Raw genomic sequence first — 18,244 nt, forward strand, 5'->3', positions numbered from 1 at the left:
CTATTGAGCGGGTTGGGACTATGAAGCAGAAAGAAGCAGAACTGAAAGAGTTAATCGCTAAAATTGAAACGCTGGTGTATCATGTGGAGGCGATGGAAGGCCAGGAGGAAATCTTGCTGCAGGCGGCGTTGGCCGGGCAGATTGATGAGCGCCTGCGGCAGGCCGGTCTGTCTCTGTCCGAATGTCATGTCCTGGACTGCATGGAACGCCATGCCGGCTTGAATACGACAGCCATTGCCAGGAAGATGAACATGACTAAAGGCGGCATATCCAAGATTGCCGCCAAACTAATTAAAAAAGATTTGATTGAAGTGCGGCGTCTGCCCGATAACCAAAAAGAAATCTACTACAAGCTGACACCGTTGGGTAAACAGGCTTTTGAACTCCATGCCCGCTTGCATAGAATTGCGCGGGACGAATTTGCGAACCGGTTTGATCAGTACAGCCCGGCAGAATTGCAGACGGCAAAGCGGTTTATTGATGATCTGATCGCCATCTTGCCGGCCGTGGGGCAAAGCGTCGGCCTGTTCCAACCGGGCAGCAGGTTGTATTCATCGGAAGGAGGGGAAGAAAAATGAACCAAGTGGCTGTGTTGACCCTGCAGGGCGCCGGTGTGCCCAAAGCGGTGCATCCTGTTATCATAAGCGACGATAAGGAACTCGTACTGATTGACTGTGGCTATCCCGGCAGCCTGCCTTTGCTTAAGCAGGCTGCGGCAGAGCAGGGGATGGAGCTGGACCGGCTGACCAAAATCATCATCACTCACCACGACTATGACCATATGGGCGCGCTGGCCGCTTGCAAAAGAGCCTATTCCAGGGTGCAGGTAGTGGCAGCCCGGGAAGAGGCGCCGTATATCGCCGGTGAGAAAAAATCGCTGCGGCTGCAGCAGGCCGAGGCGCTGTATGCCAGCCTGCCAGAGGAGCAAAAAGCCCTGGCCAGGGGATTTCAAGACCGGCTGGCAGCGCTGGAGCCGGCGACGGTAGATATTCTTGTTCAGGACAGGGATTGTTTTCCCTGGGGTGGCGGCATTGAGATTGTTGCCACGCCGGGGCATATGCCCGGACATATTTCGGTATACCTTAAGGAAAGCAAAACACTGGTTACCGGCGATGCCCTGGTAGCCGAGGCGGGCCGGCTCTTGTTTGCCAACCCGCAGTATACTCTGGATATGAAACTGGCCTGGCAGTCCAGCCGGAAGTTCCTGGATTATGATACAGCAAGAATCGTTTGTTATCATGGCGGCATTGTCACCGAGAACATCCGGGCGGCGCTGTTGGCTATGTAAAAATCAAACAAACGGGCTGTCCCGGATATTATTCCGGGACAGCCCGTTTGTTTGATTGGCATCAAGCCGCTACGGTCTGTTTTTAACTTGGGTTAAGCTGCTGCTTGGCCGGCTATTCAACTGTTCATAGTATTCCACCTCAAAATACATCCGTTCAAAAATGATTTTACTAATCATTTCGTTGATTTCCCGGCAGTTTTGCTGAAAGCCTTCGTCAATGACGCCCATCAAATGATCGATCTGCTGCTGCGGCATATCCGGCGGCAAGGGTAGATTGAAACAAGGTTCGAAGGTTTTATTGGCATAATTGGCCACAAAATGGCTCATCCGGTCACCGACCTGTTCAGTCAGCTCGGGATTGCCGGTCAATTCAAACAGGTAGGCGCGGATCAAGCGATCCATTTCCTGCAGCATCTGATCGTTGGGAGTGGGAAAACTGACAATTTTAGCGGTCATGGCAGGTGCTCCTTTACGCGGTACTTTGCGTTTCTTGTTTGCTGTTGGGCGGGCCGTTAGCCTGACAGGCTAATCCGCTGGTTTACATGCAAGCATCATACCATTATTATCGCGGGGAACTATTAGAATTGACTTTGGAAAAGAACGAAAAATGTAGATAAAAATATGTACTGAAAATATAAAACATATATTGTACTTTGTCTTTAAAAGATGTACAATGAAGGTCGCGATTGAATCTAGTAAGGCGGTGATATGGTTCGATGAAACAGAAAATTTCTATGTTAGGTGTTCCCATGTGGTTGGGACAAACGCGGTACGGCACCAATATGGGGCCGTCGGAGCTGCGGCTTGCCGGCTTGACAGGCCGTCTAAAGCAGCTTGGTCTGGAAGTGGCCGATGAGGGTAATATCCCGGTGGGAAGTGCCGGGCCGCGCAAACTAGCAGATAAGAATATGAAGAATACTAAAGCCGTTGTCAAAGCTAATGAGAAGTTGGCGGCAAAGGTTTCCGATATGGTAAAGAGAGGGCGATTTCCCCTGGTATTGGGTGGCGACCACAGCATTGCCATCGGTACACTGGCGGGCCTTGCCAAGCACTATAAGAATCTGGGGGTCATCTGGTATGACGCGCATGCCGATATGAATACTCCGGAGACCTCGCCTAGCGGCAATATTCATGGAATGCCGCTGGCCGCCAGCATGGGACTGGGGCCGGCCTGCCTGACGCAGATCGGCGGTTACAGCCACAAGGTCCGGCCGGAAAATATTGTGCTAATTGGCGTCCGGGATATCGATCCCGGTGAGCAGGAACTGATTGCCAATGCCCGGATTAAGGCGTTCTCAGCGGACGATGTTAACCGGCTCGGCATAGACAGAGTTATGCAGGCGGCGCTCGATTATTTGGCCGAACGCTGCGACGGCATCCATCTCAGTTTTGATCTGGACGGCATTGATCCGACGGAAATTCCCGGTGTAGGTACGCCGGTGAGTGCCGGCATCAGCTATGCCGACAGCCTGCAAGCCGTTGAACTGCTGTTTAACTCCCGAAAAATTACTTCCGCCGAATTTGTGGAAGTCAATCCACTGCTGGATAAAGGCGGCATCAGCGCCCAACGGACGGTGGATTTAGTCAGTACCTTATTTGGCGAAAAAAGTGCGCTGGCGCTCCGGAGCGAGATTTCGGTCGGTGCAGCACAGCACGTGGTATAAAGAAAAGCATGACAATATAGCGACAGGGGCTTTGCCGGCAGGGATGGCTTATCCGAAAGGGTTAAGACATCCCTGCTTTTGTTATGCCTTGGTGTGGTACTAGCGGGTAGGAAACGTAAAAATTCGTCGGCAAATCACAGGAAAAAAGGGTTCCGGTCCTGCCCGGCGAACTATAACAAGGATTTTAGCCACGGGCGGAACTTAGCGCAAGTTACGCACCGTGCGACGCAAGGGGTTATCAGCATGCGTGAATATATCCGGGAAAAGTTATATTCCTGTCTGCAACGACAAACTATCGGCTCTCATTTGCAGTTTCTTATTTCCGTTGTGCTGGTTACCGTCAGCATCAGCCTGTGTCTTTTATATACCTGGCATGAACGGGAACTTCGCCTGGTCGAGAGCGAGCAGACAATGCACCAGTCGGTTGTCCAGCAGTCGAAGCTTATTGGCGAATGGTTCCGGGACCGGGCGGATGATTTGGAAACCATAACACGGCTGCAAACGGTACGAACGGGAAATCTTACCGGCATGTTGAATGATTTTCAGGCCGGGTTAGCCAGCAGCAAGGAGTTTGAGGGTTATGCCTTTGTCGATCAAAGCGGCAGGACGGTAGTGGACACTGTGGCGCCGCCTGGCACGGATGTGAACAACCGTGATTATTTTCGCCTGGGCATGGCCGGTCAGTCGGTGATCACCGGAATATTGACCGGCCGGGCCACGGGACGGAAAATTGTTATCCTTGCCAAGCCGGTGTTTGATTATCAAAACGAGATTCGTGGCATTGTGCTTGCCACGGTGACTTTGCAGAAGCTGGACGGCATTATTCAAAACCTGGAATTCGGCACAACAGGCAAGGCTTATCTGGTGGATGAGAAAGGTACGGTTCTGGCTCAATCCGGCCCAGGTGACAGGCCGGAAAGCTCGCTGGTGGAGAACGAAGGCTACCGGCAGGCTAAGGCCGGATTTTCCGGGGCAAAGCGATATATCAACCACGCCGGCCGCCCGGTTGTCGGAGCGTACCAGTGGATTCCCGAACGCAACTGGGGCGTCATTTTTGAAGTGGAGCAAGCGGAGGTGCTGGCGCCGCTCTATGATATCCTGATGCGGGCTTTGTTTGGCAGCCTGATTATTTTATTCCTGGCTTTATGCGTTGCCCGCCTGATTGCCAAAAATATTGAGAAGCCGATTGCCATGCTGTTTGCCGCTTTGCAGCGCACCCAAACAGGGGATTATGAACATGCCGTGTCCGAACGGGAGTTCTTGTTTGCGCCGGCTGAAATCCGGGGACTTTGCCATGCCTTCAATATCATGATGGGCACCATTCACGAACATGTCAAACTGCTGCACAACATTAACGAGGCTCTGTCGGTGGCGGAGAACAAATACAGGACCTTAAGCATTCGCGACCAACTGACCCAATTATACAACCGGACCTATTATGAGGCCGAACTGGAGCGGCTGCAGGCCTTGCAACAGCCTGTTGCGGTTGTCATCTGCGATGTGGATGGACTGAAACTGGTGAACGACACACTGGGGCACAAGGCGGGGGACGGTCTGATCAAGACGGCGGCGCGGCTGTTGCTGGACAGTTTTCCGCCGGCGGCGACGGTGGCCCGGATTGGCGGCGACGAGTTTGTCGTCCTGTTGCCGAATGCAACGACAGAGTCCATGCGGGCCCAGGTGCTTGTTCTCTATCAGCGGGTGGCCGAGCACAATCAGCAGCAGCCCGGCCATCCGCTCTTCCTATCAACCGGCGGTGTGGCGGCCAAGCCGCCCTTTGAGCTGGAAGATATGGTGAGTGAAGCCGATAACTATATGTATCAGGAGAAAGAACGTAATCGCAGCCGTAACCGCCGCTGGCTGCTGGCCGCGTTTATGAAAACGGTGGCGGAATATGACGATAGGTATCTGGAACATTTGGAAGGGGTAAAAAGATGGGGCCTGCTGCTGGGGCAGGCTCTGCAACTGGATGACCTGCAGTTGCGACAGATCGAACTGGTCGCCCAGTACCACGATGTCGGCAAGATTGGCGTGGCCCGCCACATTTTGACGAAGGCCGAGCCGCTGAATGAGCAAGAATGGGAGGAAATCAGGCTGCACCCCGATATCGGAGGACGGCTGGCCAAAACAGTTCCCGATTTGCAGACCTGTGCCGAGCTGAGTGGCTCCCATCATGAACGCTGGGACGGAGAAGGCTACCCCAACCGTCTGAAAGGGGAGGAGATTCCTTTGATTAGCCGGATTGTGGCCATTGCCGATGCGTATGACTCCATGCAGCGTCATACCAGCTACCGGCGGGGCCGCTCCATGGAGGATGCCCGGCAGGAACTTGAAAACTGTTCGGGCAGCCAGTTTGATCCCGAACTGGTACGGATTTTCCTTAGGGCCGTTTAGCCGGCATACATTGTACGTCCGGCAGTTGTGCAGTATAATAATAAAAAACATAAAAAAACAGTTTTTGTAAACTGGAGGCTTATAGGAGACGACTATGGCAATTGAAGCGGTGAAAGCATACTTTAAGGCTCTTGGCCGGGAGCAGGATATTCTGGAATTCGCTGTGTCCAGCGCGACGGTTGAATTGGCGGCACAGGCAGCCGGGGTTATTCCGGCGCGAATTGCCAAGACGCTTTCGTTCAAGCGGGAGGATGGCTGCGTTCTTTTGGTAACCGCCGGTGACAGCCGGGTGGATAATGCGAAATTCAAGACGGAGTTTGGCTGCAAGGCGAGGATGTTAACGGCTGAGGAAGTGCTGGCGGCGACGGGACATGCTGTAGGCGGTGTATGCCCCTTTGCCATTGACAATATAAAAGTCAGTGTTTTTGCCGATGTTTCGCTTAAACGGTTTGAAACGGTGTTTCCCGCCTGCGGCAGCAGCAATTCGGCCATTGAACTACATTGTGACGAGTTATATGAGTATGCCAGGAGTGAGAAATGGGTCGATGTCTGTAAGGACTGGCAAGGTTGAACTGTTGCACTGCGGTGAAGCAGACGGGAGAAGGAGGCTAAGAAACATGGAACAGGGCAGTCCGGCGGTTCAACGTCCTGGCCGGGATCTTGATATTCAAGTAGCGCTAAAAGTAATGGGCTATATTTGGTTAAAACATTTGCTGCAATTCAGTGCCGAGCTGGCCGTCAAATGGCTGGGAACAGCCGACGACATTGAGGCTTCCGGCGGAGTTTACGTGGCTGTGAAGCCGGAACAGTTTTGGGCGCTGAAAGAACGGGAAAACCATGCGGAGGCAGTACCCGGCTTTTCTACCGATCAGGCGGCGGCAGAGCAGGTGGTTGCCGAAATGGAAAAACGGGGCTGCCGCTATGACGTGGTGACGGTGGACAATGCGGCAGCGCCATGCCGGGTGACCTTTTCCCGGAACGACGGTGAAACGGCCACGGCTTCCGGAGCTGTTATGCCCGAGGCCGTGGCCAAAGCGGCGCTGGCTTTTGTAGCTTGTACGGCCGCCGGAAGCAGGTAAGCGGTTGCCGGTATAACGGGACAACAGAACAGATAACCAGGAACAAGCCTTAGAGCGTGTCTTCAAACGATCCCAAACGGCCTCGGACGGTGTTCTTTGTTCCACATTTTGTTAATGCTTTTTGAAATAGGAGCCGCTGTTTCTGTAAAGTGTTGACTCGTCTGGCGCAAAAATCACTCGTCATAGACATTCCGTTAGTTTGAAGATAAGCCCTAGCCGGATATGGCAGGGCTTGTTTTTTTATGATCAAATTTAACTAGGAATTTATAACCATTTCACTGTATAATAGGAAAGTCAGGACAAAGAAAGACATAATCTGACAAAATGCTACATATATGAACCGGACAGCCGGCAGGAAGGCTGGTTATCAAGTTTTTCGACGCAAAAGGTGGGATGGAATGAGCCTGAAAACAAAAGTTACTTTATTTATGACAATTCTTTTAGTGATGAGCGTAGGTTTTGTGACGGCAATTCTTTGCTATCAGGCCTATTCTACCTGGGAGCAATATGCTTTCCGGCTATTGGTGGAAAAAAACCGGGGAACGGCCTTGTCTTTGGAAGCTTGGCTTTCTACCCGGCCAGCCTTGCGGGAAGCCGCGTCCGTTCCGGTAACCGGTGAGAGTGATGCTCCCGGTGAGGCCGGCTTGCAAGAGAAGTTGATGACTATAGCCCGCCAATTTGACGATGAACTGGCACAGGATATGGGAGATCAGGTGGAACCGGTCATTGCGGCCGCTCCACCGCAACAGCTTCTGCTGGATACGGTCGGTGATGTTTTATATGCCGGCGATGTGCTGTCCCGGCAGCCACTTCCACCGGCTGCTCTGTTACACGCCATAGCCGGAAACGGGACGGGGCAAGGTTGGGTTGACTGGGCGGGAAAATCCTATAAGGTATTTTATCAAAATCTTTCCGCCGACGGCTGGATCTTTGCGACGCTTGTTCCGGAAGAACTTTTTCTTGCCCATCAGCGGGACATGATTGCCCAGTCGGCAGCCATCGCCGCGGTGACGCTGCTGATTTCCCTTATGGGCAGTAGCCTGCTGCTGCAACGTTATTCACGACCGTTAGCGGCGCTGACGGTTGTGGCAGAACAAGTCGGAGCAGGCAACCGGCAGGTTTCGTTTCCGGTTTGCCGGGAACGGGAATTTAGAACCTTGTCTGTCTGTTTGGAAAATATGCGGAACGGGTTTTTACATATGTTTAAGGAATCGCAGGCGCAGACCGAAGAAATGCACTCGCTATATCAGCAGGTGCTGGCTTCGGAAAAGGCGCTGCATGTTCAGTATGAGGAACTCAGGCGAAAGGAAGCGGCGCTGCGAATTAGCGAAAAGCGCTTTAAGCTGGCGATTGAAGCTTCGCAGAATGCTCTGTGGGAATTGGATTTGGCATCAGGCCAATTTTTGGTATCTCCTTCACACAGCAAGGTGTTTCAAATGCCGGAAGTGAGTTGTTCCCGGCAATTGCGGGAACTGGTGCTGGCCGAGGACCGGGCGCGCTGCGATCAGGCCTGGCAGGAATATCTTTCAGGCATTACGCCGGATTTTTCCTGTGAGTTTCGCCTCAAAGACGGTGAAAATGGATACCTCTGGGTGCTAAGTCGCGCCCGGACAGTGGAAACCGATGAATTCGGCGTACCGCGGCGCGTGGTTGGCGCCATCGCCGACATCAGTGAATTAAAGCGTCGCAGCGAAGAGGAACGATATCAGATGACTCACGATCATCTGACCGGGTTATATAACCGGCAAGGTTTTTTGGAGGCCTTTCAGGCGTTGACGCAGGACGGTCTGATAAGCGGCTATCTGGCTGTTATTGATGTGGATGATTTTAAATTGATAAACGATGTGCAGGGGTATCAAGCCGGTGATGAAGTGCTCAAGGCCTTTGCCCGGCAGTTGAAGGCCTTGCAGACCGGTCAACCCGTAGCCGGACGGATGAGCGGAGACGTGTTTCTGCTTTTTTTGCCGGAAGTCAATGAGACCGGTGCCCGGAACTATTTGCAAAGACTGACGAGCTGTTTACTGGAAACCCCGCTGGGAACCATGGTAGTGCATGCCAGCGGCGGGCTGGTGGCCTATTCTGGCTACGGACAGGATATTCTGGCGCTGCTGCAAAAGGCGGACTTAGCGGCTCATGCGGCAAAAAAGCAGGGAAAGCAACGGTTCCTGCTGTATGAACCGGCCATGCAGGCCGAGACCGAGTGCCGGGTAAGGCTAAAAAACGGCTTGCGGAAGGCACTGCAAAAACAGGAAATGTATCTGGTCTATCAGCCGGTGTACCGGATTGCCGACGGGCATATCCGCCTGGCCAGCTTTGAGGCGTTGGCCCGTTGGCACAGTGACACACTGGGACTGGTATCACCGGCCGAATTTATTCCGGTGGCAGAGGAAAGCGGCTTTATTATTCCCCTTGGCGAATGGGCGATCCGGGAAGCTTGCCGTTTTATTGCCACGGCGATCCGGGATACCGGCAGAGCGGTTACGGTATTTGTCAATATCTCCATGCGTCAGCTTTTGGGCAACGGATTCGTCGATAAGGTATGCGGCATTCTGAATGAGCAGGACATTCCCGCAGGCTGTCTGGGCATGGAAATTACCGAAAGCGTGCTGGCCACCGACTTTAATGCCTGCGTCGGGGTTCTGGAGCAATTAAAGGCGCTGGGAATTAAAATCTCACTCGATGATTTCGGCACAGGCTATTCTTCGCTTACCTATCTGCGTCATTTACCAATTGATGTGCTTAAACTGGACAAATCGTTTATTGATGTGCTGGGGGAGTCGGAGGGTGGCAAAGGTGAAGTGCTTGCGGCAGGAATTATCCAAATCGCACAGCAAATGGGCTATCAGGTGGTAGCGGAAGGCGTGGAGCGGCTGGAGCAGCTCCGCAGTTTAATCGGACGGGGCTGTGATTACTACCAGGGATTTTATTTAAGCAAGCCGTTGCCGGTGCTGGAAGCCCTTGAACTACTGCCGGAGTCTGTTGTAAAACGGGAGGCGGATTTTTTCACTACCGGATCGGCTATAAAAGTGGAATAAAGCGGTTGTCGCTAGGGAGCATTTCGGGTAGTTTGCAAACACGCCCTGGCTTAACTCTTAGCAGGTAAAACACGTTTAGCGGTGATAAGGCATATTGACAAATGTGCCTTATCACCGCTAAACGTGTTTTTTATTGCTTGGAAGACGGTGAAAACGCGAGAGTATCTTTACATTTGTAAAAACAATCATTGACAATATTTGAATTTTCAAATAAAATTATAATGAAAAAATTGGAAAACACATATGAAGAGACGTTAAATTAGAGAAGTCTAAAATTAACTTTTATTCAGCCGGCAACGGCTGGAGAAGTTATTTTTAGGCTTTTTTAGTTATCAAAAAGATGTGCCCATCGGATCTAAGCAGGCGGCAGTTTCGCCGGAAGGCTTATTTGCCGGGTTTTATTTTTGGAATATTCCGTCTAGGTAAGCACTGATTAAATGAACCTGTCGGGCTGCCAAGAGATTTTTCCGTCTGGGAAGGAAGTAAAACCGCAGGAATAGCGGCCCCTATTGCAAGGTTTTGCTGACGCAGCCAGGCGGAAAAATCTCCGGCAGGACGCGCAGCGTGAATAATCAGTGCTTACTTAGAAGACAAGCGGTGGAATTAGGCGAGAAACGCACGGGGGATAAGACAGACATGCAAACGATAAAACGCGATCAGCCAACAACGGCGGTCCTTGACAAAGCGACGGCGGTGCATGCATTGGTGATAGTGGCCGGCACCTGGGGAATGACGGTGGGAGAAGCTGAACTCAACAAGGCGCTGGGGCAGAAAAGTGTGCTCCGGGAGAGTGATTTTAAGCAGATGGCTAAAGTCTGCCGGCTGAAAGCGAAAGTGACCTTTCCGGGACAGCTTGCGGTGAATCAACTGCCGGTACCTTCTATCGCGATTATGCAAAACGGTACCTGCTGTGTTATCGGTCAGTCCAATGCCACCCATATTATGGTCTACGACTTCCGGCAGCAGGAGCCCCGGGCGGAACCCCTGCCTCAGTTCATGAGCCGTTGGTCAGGCAGGGCTGTTGTGCTTAAGCGCCCTTTTTCCTTCAAAGAGGCGGGTGCCCGGTTTAACCTGGCCTGGTTTATTCCAGTCGTCTTACGGTACAAGCGATTTCTGGGTGAAATTGTGCTGGCTTCCTTTTGCTTGCAGTTGTTCGGTCTGATAACTCCTTTGTTTACGCAGGTGATTGTGGATAAAGTACTGCTCCATAAGGGCGTGGCAACCCTGGATGTCCTGGCGCTGGCTTTGCTGGCGGCCGCCTTGTTCCAGGCCATAATGACCCTGCTGCGGACTTATTTGTCCACGCATATGAGCAATAAGATCGACATCATTTTGGGCGCCCGCGTGTTCCGTCATTTGCTGTCCCTGCCGCTGCGCTATTTTGAATTAAGAAGAGTCGGCGATACGCTGGCCCGTCTTTCGGCGCTGCAAAGTGTGCGGGAGTTTTTAACCGGCTCTTCGCCAACGGTGGTACTAGACACTTTGTTTTCGATTGTTTTTGTACTGGTTATGCTGCACTACAGTGTTTCCCTTACCTTGCTGGCGCTTGCAGCCATACCGCTGTATCTGCTGCAAAATGTGCTGGCTACGCCGGTTTATCGCCAACGCCTGGAAGCGGTATGGAGCAGCGGTGCTGAAAGCAATGCCTTTCTGGTGGAGGCGGTTACCGGAGTGCAGACAATCAAAGCCCTGGCACTGGAGCCGCAATTCAATGACCGCTGGGAGAGCCTGATGGCAAAATACGTCCGGACGGTCTTTCAAAGTGCCCGCTTTAATATGGTTCTGAACGGTTCGGGCAGCGTGGTTCAAAATATGGCCGGTTTGGCCGTACTGCTGTTTGGCGGTCACAAAGTCATGCAGGGTGAAATGACGGTGGGGGAACTGATCGCCTTTCAAATGCTGGCCAGCCAGGCCAGTCAGCCGCTGTACCGCCTGACCGGTTTGTGGCAGGTTTTTCAACAGGCCTTTCTTTCGGTGGAACGGCTTGGCGACATTCTGAATACACCGCCGGAACAGGTATGGGCAAACCAGCCGGCGGCTTTGCCTGCTGTCTGCGGCGGCATTGTTTTGGAGGATGTAGTATTTCGCTATCAGGCGGCTGGCAAAAAGGTGCTGGATGGCGTGAACCTGACTATCCGTCCCGGCATGAGGCTTGGTATTGTAGGTCGCTCCGGGTCGGGCAAGAGCACGGTGGCCAAACTGATTCAACGCCTCTATTTGCCGGAAAGCGGCAGGGTTTGCATCGGTGGTACCGATGTGCGGCAGCTCGACCCGACCTGGCTGCGCCGCCAAATCGGTGTGGTGCTGCAGGAAAGTTTTCTGTTTACCGGCTCGGTCAGGGAAAATATTGCCTGGTCCTGCCCCGGTGCACCGGTGGAACAGGTTATTGCGGCAGCACAGCGGGCGGGGGCCCACGATTTTATTCTGGAACTGCCCGAGGGCTATGATACCAGAGTAGGGGAACGGGGTGCCGCCCTATCCGGTGGCCAGCGGCAGCGGATTGCCATTGCCAGGGCGCTGATCACTGAACCGCCGGTGCTGATTTTTGACGAAGCTACCAGTGCGCTGGACTATGAGTCGGAGCGGATCATTACCGACAATTTAGCGCAAATTGCCGCGGGAAGGACGTTGATCCTGATTGCTCACCGCTTTTCCACGATCAGACAGTGCGAGGCTATTTTGGTCATGGAACAGGGAAAGGCCGTGGAAATGGGGAGTCATGAGGAGCTTATGGGCAAGCAGGGCATGTACTATCGCTTATATCGGCAGCAAGAGAGTGGGAAGCAGTATGAAAATAAAAAAATTGATGGCAAAATGGTTTGATTTCCCGGCGCGAAAAGGCTGGCGGCGGGAAGAAACAGAATTTTTACCGGCTGCGCTGGAAGTGGTGGAGAAACCTCCCGCACCGGCCAGCCGGGTGGTCTTGTGGACGCTGCTGGTGCTGATCGGCTGTACGCTGGTCTGGACGATGGTCGGCTCACTGGATGAGGTGGCCGTGGCGCCAGGCAAGCTGATTCCTACGGGAAATGTGAAAATTGTGCAGGCTGAGGATAAAGGTGTGATCAAGGCGATTTGTGTCAAGGAAGGCGACTTGGTTAAACAGGGACAACTGTTGATTGAACTGGACGCGACCATTCCGGCGGCCGATTTGACACGGATCAAAAAAGAAATCGCCCTGTACAGTCTAGAGATGGACCGGCTGTCGGCGGAAGCGGCGAACCGGCCGTTTATGGCGAAACAATATCCGGAGCTGGATGAACGGGATGCCGTGTTGCAGCAGATGCTTTATCAAAGCCGGCAACTGGAATATCAGACCAGGCTGTCGGCTGCCGCGGCTAATGTAAAGCAAAACCAGGTGGGTTTGGAGAATGCCCGGAGCGTTTATGAGAAACTGCTACCGCTGCATGAGATTGCCCAGGAACGGGAGCGAAAAGTGGCCGAACTGGTTGATTTGAATGCGGTGGCTAGTTTTGTTCTGCTTGATTACCGGCAAAAGAGACTGGAATCGGAGAAAGAACTGGCCAGCCAGCAAAAGGAGATTGAGCGGCTGCAGTGGTCGCTCCGGCAAAGTGAAGATACTCTGGCTAATGTGAACGCCGAGTGGCTGCGCGGCATTCATGATAAACTCCAGGAAGACAGCAAGGCGCTGCAAGCCAGCAGGGAAGAGTTGAAAAAGGCGGAGGAAAAGAACCGGCTGTCCGCTATTACCTCACCGGTTGACGGCCGGGTGAGCCAGTTGGCAGTGCATACGGTCGGCGGGATTGTTACCGCCGCCGAAGCGTTGCTCGAGGTTGTGCCGGCTGATACAAAGCTGCAGCTGGAAGCCTGGGTGGCCAATAAGGATATCGGTTTTATCCAACCAGGACAAGCGGCGGAAGTCAAAGTGGAAACCTTCAATTTTCAAAAGTATGGGACGGTGCCCGGTGAGGTCATTGATATCAGTCCTGATGCGGTGGAGGATAAGGAAAAGGGACGGATATACCGGGTGGTGCTGGCTCTGCAGGAGCCATCTTTCCGGGCGGCCGGCCGGGAAGTGTTACTGAATCCCGGCATGACTGCCACGGCGGAGATTAAAATCCGGCGTAAAAGGGTGATTGAATATTTCCTGGATGTGTTTCAGCAATACCGCAGTGAGGCACTGAGGGAGCGGTCATGATGACAAATGGCACGCTGCCGCCTGGCGCGGATAAATTGGACACTGCCTTAAAATGCCTGCTTATTGTGGCCGGCTATTACGGTATTCCCGCTGTGGATGAGCAACTGCGCCGGGCTTATGTGGTGAAGACCGGCAAAATGGACACGCTTACGCTGGTGAGGGCCGCCCGGGGACTGGGCTTCAAGGCCCGGGCGTTTAGAGATGACGCGGTGCGGCTGAATCGAATGGCCCTGCCGGCCATAGCCGTGTTAAAGAACGGCAACTATGTGGTACTGGGGAAATGGGACGGTGAAGCGGCGCTGATTATTGATCCCTGCCGGGAACAGCCTTTTGCTTTGCCGCGGGAGAATTTTCTGCAGGCCTGGAGCGGCGAACTGGTTTTGTTTACCCGCCGCATAGAAGCGACAAGAAAACAGAAGAAGTTTGGCTTGTCCTGGTTTGTTCCGGTAATCTGGCGTTACCGGAATTTATGGGGGAAAGTGCTGGGCTTGTCGTTGCTGCTGCAGTTATTTGGTCTGGCCAGCCCGTTCTTTACCCAGCGGATTATTGACGATGTCCTGGTGCATCACAGTGTAAACTCCCTGGATGCGATGCTTTCGGGCATGATTTTTGTTTCGCTCTTTCAAACCTGGATTACGGGCGTGCGGACGTTCTTGTTTACCCATGCCACCAATCAGGTTGATGTCATGCTGGGCGCCAAACTGTTTCGTCAGATTACCGCCCTGCCGGTGAGATATTTTGAAACCTGGCAGGTTGGCGAGGTGGTGGCCCGGGTCCGGGAACTGGAGAATGTACGGCAGTTCATTACCGGATCGGCGATTACCGTGGTGCTTGATGTGGTATTTACCGTGGTGTACATGATGGTCATGTTCTTATATAGCACCACGCTGAGCATAATCGCTCTGCTAATTTTACCGCTTTATATTCTGCTGAATGCGGTGGTTACGCCGCTATATCGCAGCCGGCTGCAGGAGCAGTTTGCCGCAGGCACGGAAAACCAGACTTTCCTCATTGAAATGGTAACAGGCATTCATACGGTGAAAGCGCTGGCTGTGGAGCCGCAGTTGCTGCAGGAATGGGAACAACGACTGGCCCGCTATATTGAGGCTTCCTTCCGTACGGCGAACCTGGCCAATATCGCCGGCAGCACCGGTACTTTTATTCAGCAGTTTTTTATTTTGCTGGTTTTGTGGTTCGGCGCCCGCCAGGTTATGGGCGATTCGCTCAGTGTGGGCGGCCTGATGGCCTTTCAGATGCTGGCGGGTCAGATTTTTGCTCCGGTTTTGCGGCTGGTCAGCTTGTGGCAAAGCTTTCAGCAGGTTGGCGTGTCGGTAGAACGGCTGGGCGATATTATGAATGAAACGGCGGAGCCGGCGTTTAATCCCAACCGCACCACCCTGCCGGCGGTGCGGGGCGATATTGTGTTTGACCGGGTTACTTTCCGTTACCGGCAGGATGCCACTGAGGTGCTGCAGCAGGTAAAGCTGCAAATCCGGGCGGAAAGCAGCGTGGGAATTGTCGGCCGTTCCGGCTCCGGGAAAAGCACGCTGACCAAATTGATGCAGCGTTTATATGTGCCCGAATCAGGCCGCATCTTGATTGACGGAGTTGATTTGGCCCAGGTGGAGCCGGCCTGGTTGCGACGGCAAATTGGCGTTGTGCTGCAGGATACCTTTTTGTTTAACGGAACGGTGCGGGATAATATTGCCGCAGCCTGTCCGGGTGCGTCGATCGCCGATGTGGTAAAGGCAGCCCGTATGAGCGGCGCTCATGAGTTTATCAGTGAGATGGCTCAGGGCTATGATACGGCAGTCGGCGAGCGGGGCAGCGCCCTGTCGGGCGGCCAGCGCCAGCGGCTGGCCATTGCCAGGGCTTTACTGACCAATCCGCGGATTTTAATTTTTGATGAAGCCACCAGTGCGCTGGATTATGAATCGGAGCACAGGATTATGGAAAATTTGAGTCAGATGGCCGCAGGCAGAACGTTGATCATGATTGCCCATCGTCTGTCCACTGTGCGTCACTGCGATCAGATTATTGTACTGGACCGCGGCCGGGTCATGGAGCAGGGGTCGCATGAAGAACTGGTGCAGTTGCAGGGGATTTATTATTCCCTGTATCAACAGCAAAACCCGGACGGGACCGGACCAGCCTGTGAGAGTGTTACTGAGGCTGCCGCGGCAGACTGTCCGCTAAAAACCCACCCTAAGTCGGGCAATTGGTAGATTACAGTTTTGAGGCAGCTTATCCCGCCTCAAATAAAATATACCAGAGGGAGAGTGTCAGAGTGGAAAAAAGGAAAACTCCGCAACAACAGCCTGGCGGCAGGGAGGTGGCGAAAGAATGGGCCTGAGCTTAAGCAGCTTGAAACTGGACTTGCAGGTGCTGGCCAAGGATGTGGGCACGGTGATTAGTGAGCAGACAGCCAAAGTGGTGTCCGATCCGGCCAAGGTGGTGCAGCAGATCGTCAGTGATACCCAAACCGCCATTTTTGGCAAGCAGCCTGATTTGGCAACCGATTTAAAAAATATCATGGAGTACCCCATTACCCTGGCGGAGTCGGCAGCACTTAACCTGTTTAACGCTTTGCCGGGCACGACGGCAAAACCGGTATTTACCGAACAGCCCGGCAGTATCAGCGGCGGTGCCGGCAAGGTTGTCGTCAATACGTTTATGAGCGGCGCTTCCCTTGGCGATTTGTCCTGGCTGATTTACAGCGCCAAGGAAAAAACCAATCCGGCGATGACCAGCAAGTGGAAAGTCTATCAGACGGTGGAAACCACCAGCGGCTATAACAGCACAGTCTATGTGGATGCGGCGAATAAGCAGGTGGCAATTACCCTGGAGGGAACGCAGCCGAACAGTGATTTGAGCCCGCTCTGGCTGAGCAAGGACGGTCTGGCCGACCTGCAAATCGGGTTGGGTGTAATTCCGCCGCAGATGCTGGAAGGGTATCAGAAGTTTAAGACCATGGTTGCCGACGCACAGCATACGTTTGCCGGTTACGGCATTTCCGTGGCCGGTCATTCCCTGGGCGGCGGCCTGGCGCAAATGATGTCGGGCATGTATTTTATCGATACGGGAATTGCCCTGCCGACAGTAGCCGAGGCCGGGCCGGGCATGCTGGCAGCTCTGAAGGAATATGCCGAAGAACAGCTATTGGCCGGCAATGCCATCCATCTGCCGAGCGGCGGTACCATCAAGCTCAACGCCGGCACCCTGCTGGACCGGATGAATCAGGCCAAGGCGATTGTAAGCACCTTTCAGCCTCAGCAGTTCAGCAATGTAATTAATCTGATTACCGAGCAGGACCCGGTGGGCCATGTCAATTACAATGCCGATCCGAGCAAGGATAATCATGTGGGGGTTGATGTCATCGTACCGGCGATCCTGACGCCGCGGGAAGATTTGCAGGATGTGGAATATACGGCGCTCTTAGGGGCCAACTCGCTGAACATCGTTACGCCGGATATGCAGGGAATTCTTTCCGGTCTAAGCAATATCAGTGCTACCCGGTTCGACCGCCATGAGCCCGATCAATCGGATGCCCTGTGGTCAGGGACTGCGGTGGGGCTCAAGCAGTTTGATGGTGATATCGGACTCGGTACGGCCGTGTTCCGCAGCTATGGCCCACCAATCCAGGTATGGGCCGGCATCCAGACCAATATCCCGGAAGTGGAGATTTTCGGCACGTCCACCGGCCAGACCATCCAGGTGGGGCAGTATGTCAAGGATAAACAAAATGCGCTCTACATCGGCGGCAGCGGCAACGATGTTGTCATCGGCAGCAACAATGGCGATATGCTGATTGGCGGTTCAGGCAGCAGCTCCATCTTTGGCGGCAACGGCGACAACTACATCAGCGGCGGTACCGGTAACAGCCTGCTTTATGGCGGCAGCGGCAATGACATCATCTACGCCGGTTCGGGCAACTGTTATTTGAACGGAGGAGGCGGCAGCAACCTGCTGATCGGCGGCACCGGCCATGACACCTTCTACTGGGGCGGCACGGCCAATAACCTGATGTACAACGGCCAGGCCGGCGGTATCTACGACTTTATCATCGCGGCCGGTGCCACCGGCAGTTCCCAGATCAAGTGGGAACGCAACTTTACCAATATCGGCAGCAGCAAGGTGGAACTGCAGGGCGCGCTGGGCGATGGCAGTTACCTGCTGTTTAACTTCGCCGATGAAATCCGGATGGCTGATATGCAGTGGACGCAAAGCGGCAACGACATCACTCTGGTGGATAAAGGCGGCAAACAGACGGGGGCGGTGACGTTCAGCAACGCAGTGACAGCCTTTGCCCAGAATAATGGCAAGCTGGATTTTAAATTCACCAACGGCAGCTTATACACGGACGATCAGGTATATCACGTGGTGGCCGGGACGGGGACGCTGACGGCTGTGGAAGGAAGCTATGCGGGTAATATCATGGTGAGCGGTGCCGGCAACAACACGGTCATAGGTGGCAAAGGGAATGACTGGATCTTCGGAGGCGCCGGCAAAGACGTGTTTGTCTTCAACAACGACTTTGGCAACGATCACATTGTCAGCAGCAACTGTGCCGACACGGTAAAGTTCACCAATATTTTCAATGCCAGTGAGTACAGCCTGCAGCAAAGCGG

Annotated in this window: 12 protein-coding genes; 11 read left to right on the plus strand and 1 reads right to left on the minus strand. The window is 53.5% G+C overall.

From position 1 onward, the window contains the following. Positions 1–20: 20 nt before the first annotated feature. Together BMW43_RS17740 and BMW43_RS17745 are read left to right on the plus strand one after the other, a co-directional pair. On the plus strand, positions 21–578 hold the full coding sequence (locus BMW43_RS17740) for a MarR family winged helix-turn-helix transcriptional regulator (protein ID WP_091750861.1): 558 nt from the start codon (positions 21–23) through the stop codon (positions 576–578). Next, positions 575–1,288 (plus strand): MBL fold metallo-hydrolase, encoded by a 714-nt coding sequence (locus tag BMW43_RS17745; RefSeq protein ID WP_091750865.1) that lies wholly within the window; start codon positions 575–577, stop codon positions 1,286–1,288. Before BMW43_RS17740 ends, BMW43_RS17745 begins: the two co-directional genes overlap by 4 nt. Positions 1,289–1,357: 69 nt before the next feature. On the opposite strand, the gene BMW43_RS17750 is transcribed toward BMW43_RS17745, so the two are convergent. Continuing rightward, positions 1,358–1,744: a hypothetical protein gene (locus BMW43_RS17750; RefSeq protein WP_091750868.1), complete on the minus strand. Its 387-nt coding sequence runs from the start codon at positions 1,742–1,744 to the stop codon at positions 1,358–1,360. Positions 1,745–2,004: 260 nt separating this feature from the next. Here BMW43_RS17750 and rocF point away from each other — a divergent pair, with 260 nt between their 5' ends. From rocF to BMW43_RS17795, 9 genes are all read left to right on the plus strand, one after another. Then, entirely contained in the window at positions 2,005–2,952 is a 948-nt protein-coding gene (gene rocF / locus BMW43_RS17755; RefSeq protein WP_091750871.1) for an arginase, read from the plus strand. 243 nt (positions 2,953–3,195) lie between these two features. Next, a complete protein-coding gene (locus BMW43_RS17760) occupies positions 3,196–5,346 on the plus strand; it encodes a diguanylate cyclase domain-containing protein (RefSeq protein ID WP_091750874.1) in 2,151 nt (716 codons plus the stop codon). 94 nt (positions 5,347–5,440) lie between these two features. Next, positions 5,441–5,917 (plus strand): YbaK/EbsC family protein, encoded by a 477-nt coding sequence (locus BMW43_RS17765; protein WP_091750877.1) that lies wholly within the window; start codon positions 5,441–5,443, stop codon positions 5,915–5,917. A gap of 46 nt (positions 5,918–5,963) precedes the next feature. Next, positions 5,964–6,425 (plus strand): hypothetical protein, encoded by a 462-nt coding sequence (locus BMW43_RS17770; RefSeq protein WP_091750880.1) that lies wholly within the window; start codon positions 5,964–5,966, stop codon positions 6,423–6,425. Between the two features lie 398 nt (positions 6,426–6,823). Further along, complete coding sequence (locus BMW43_RS17775; RefSeq protein ID WP_177173662.1) at positions 6,824–9,460, plus strand: EAL domain-containing protein; 2,637 nt, start codon at positions 6,824–6,826, stop codon at positions 9,458–9,460. A 564-nt stretch (positions 9,461–10,024) separates the two neighbouring features. Then, positions 10,025–12,283 (plus strand): peptidase domain-containing ABC transporter, encoded by a 2,259-nt coding sequence (locus BMW43_RS17780; protein WP_245732577.1) that lies wholly within the window; start codon positions 10,025–10,027, stop codon positions 12,281–12,283. After that, positions 12,249–13,616, plus strand: a complete 1,368-nt coding sequence (locus tag BMW43_RS17785) for an HlyD family type I secretion periplasmic adaptor subunit (protein ID WP_245732579.1) — start codon at positions 12,249–12,251, stop codon at positions 13,614–13,616. Before BMW43_RS17780 ends, BMW43_RS17785 begins: the two co-directional genes overlap by 35 nt. Next, positions 13,613–15,841: a peptidase domain-containing ABC transporter gene (locus tag BMW43_RS17790; RefSeq protein WP_091750891.1), complete on the plus strand. Its 2,229-nt coding sequence runs from the start codon at positions 13,613–13,615 to the stop codon at positions 15,839–15,841. Before BMW43_RS17785 ends, BMW43_RS17790 begins: the two co-directional genes overlap by 4 nt. Positions 15,842–15,959: 118 nt before the next feature. Further along, positions 15,960–18,244 (plus strand): alpha/beta hydrolase family protein (locus tag BMW43_RS17795; RefSeq protein ID WP_500684731.1); only part of this gene is annotated, 2,285 nt, incomplete at its 3' end.

The sequence above is a fragment of the Propionispora vibrioides genome (assembly GCF_900110485.1).
Lineage (GTDB): Bacteria > Bacillota > Negativicutes > Propionisporales > Propionisporaceae > Propionispora > Propionispora vibrioides.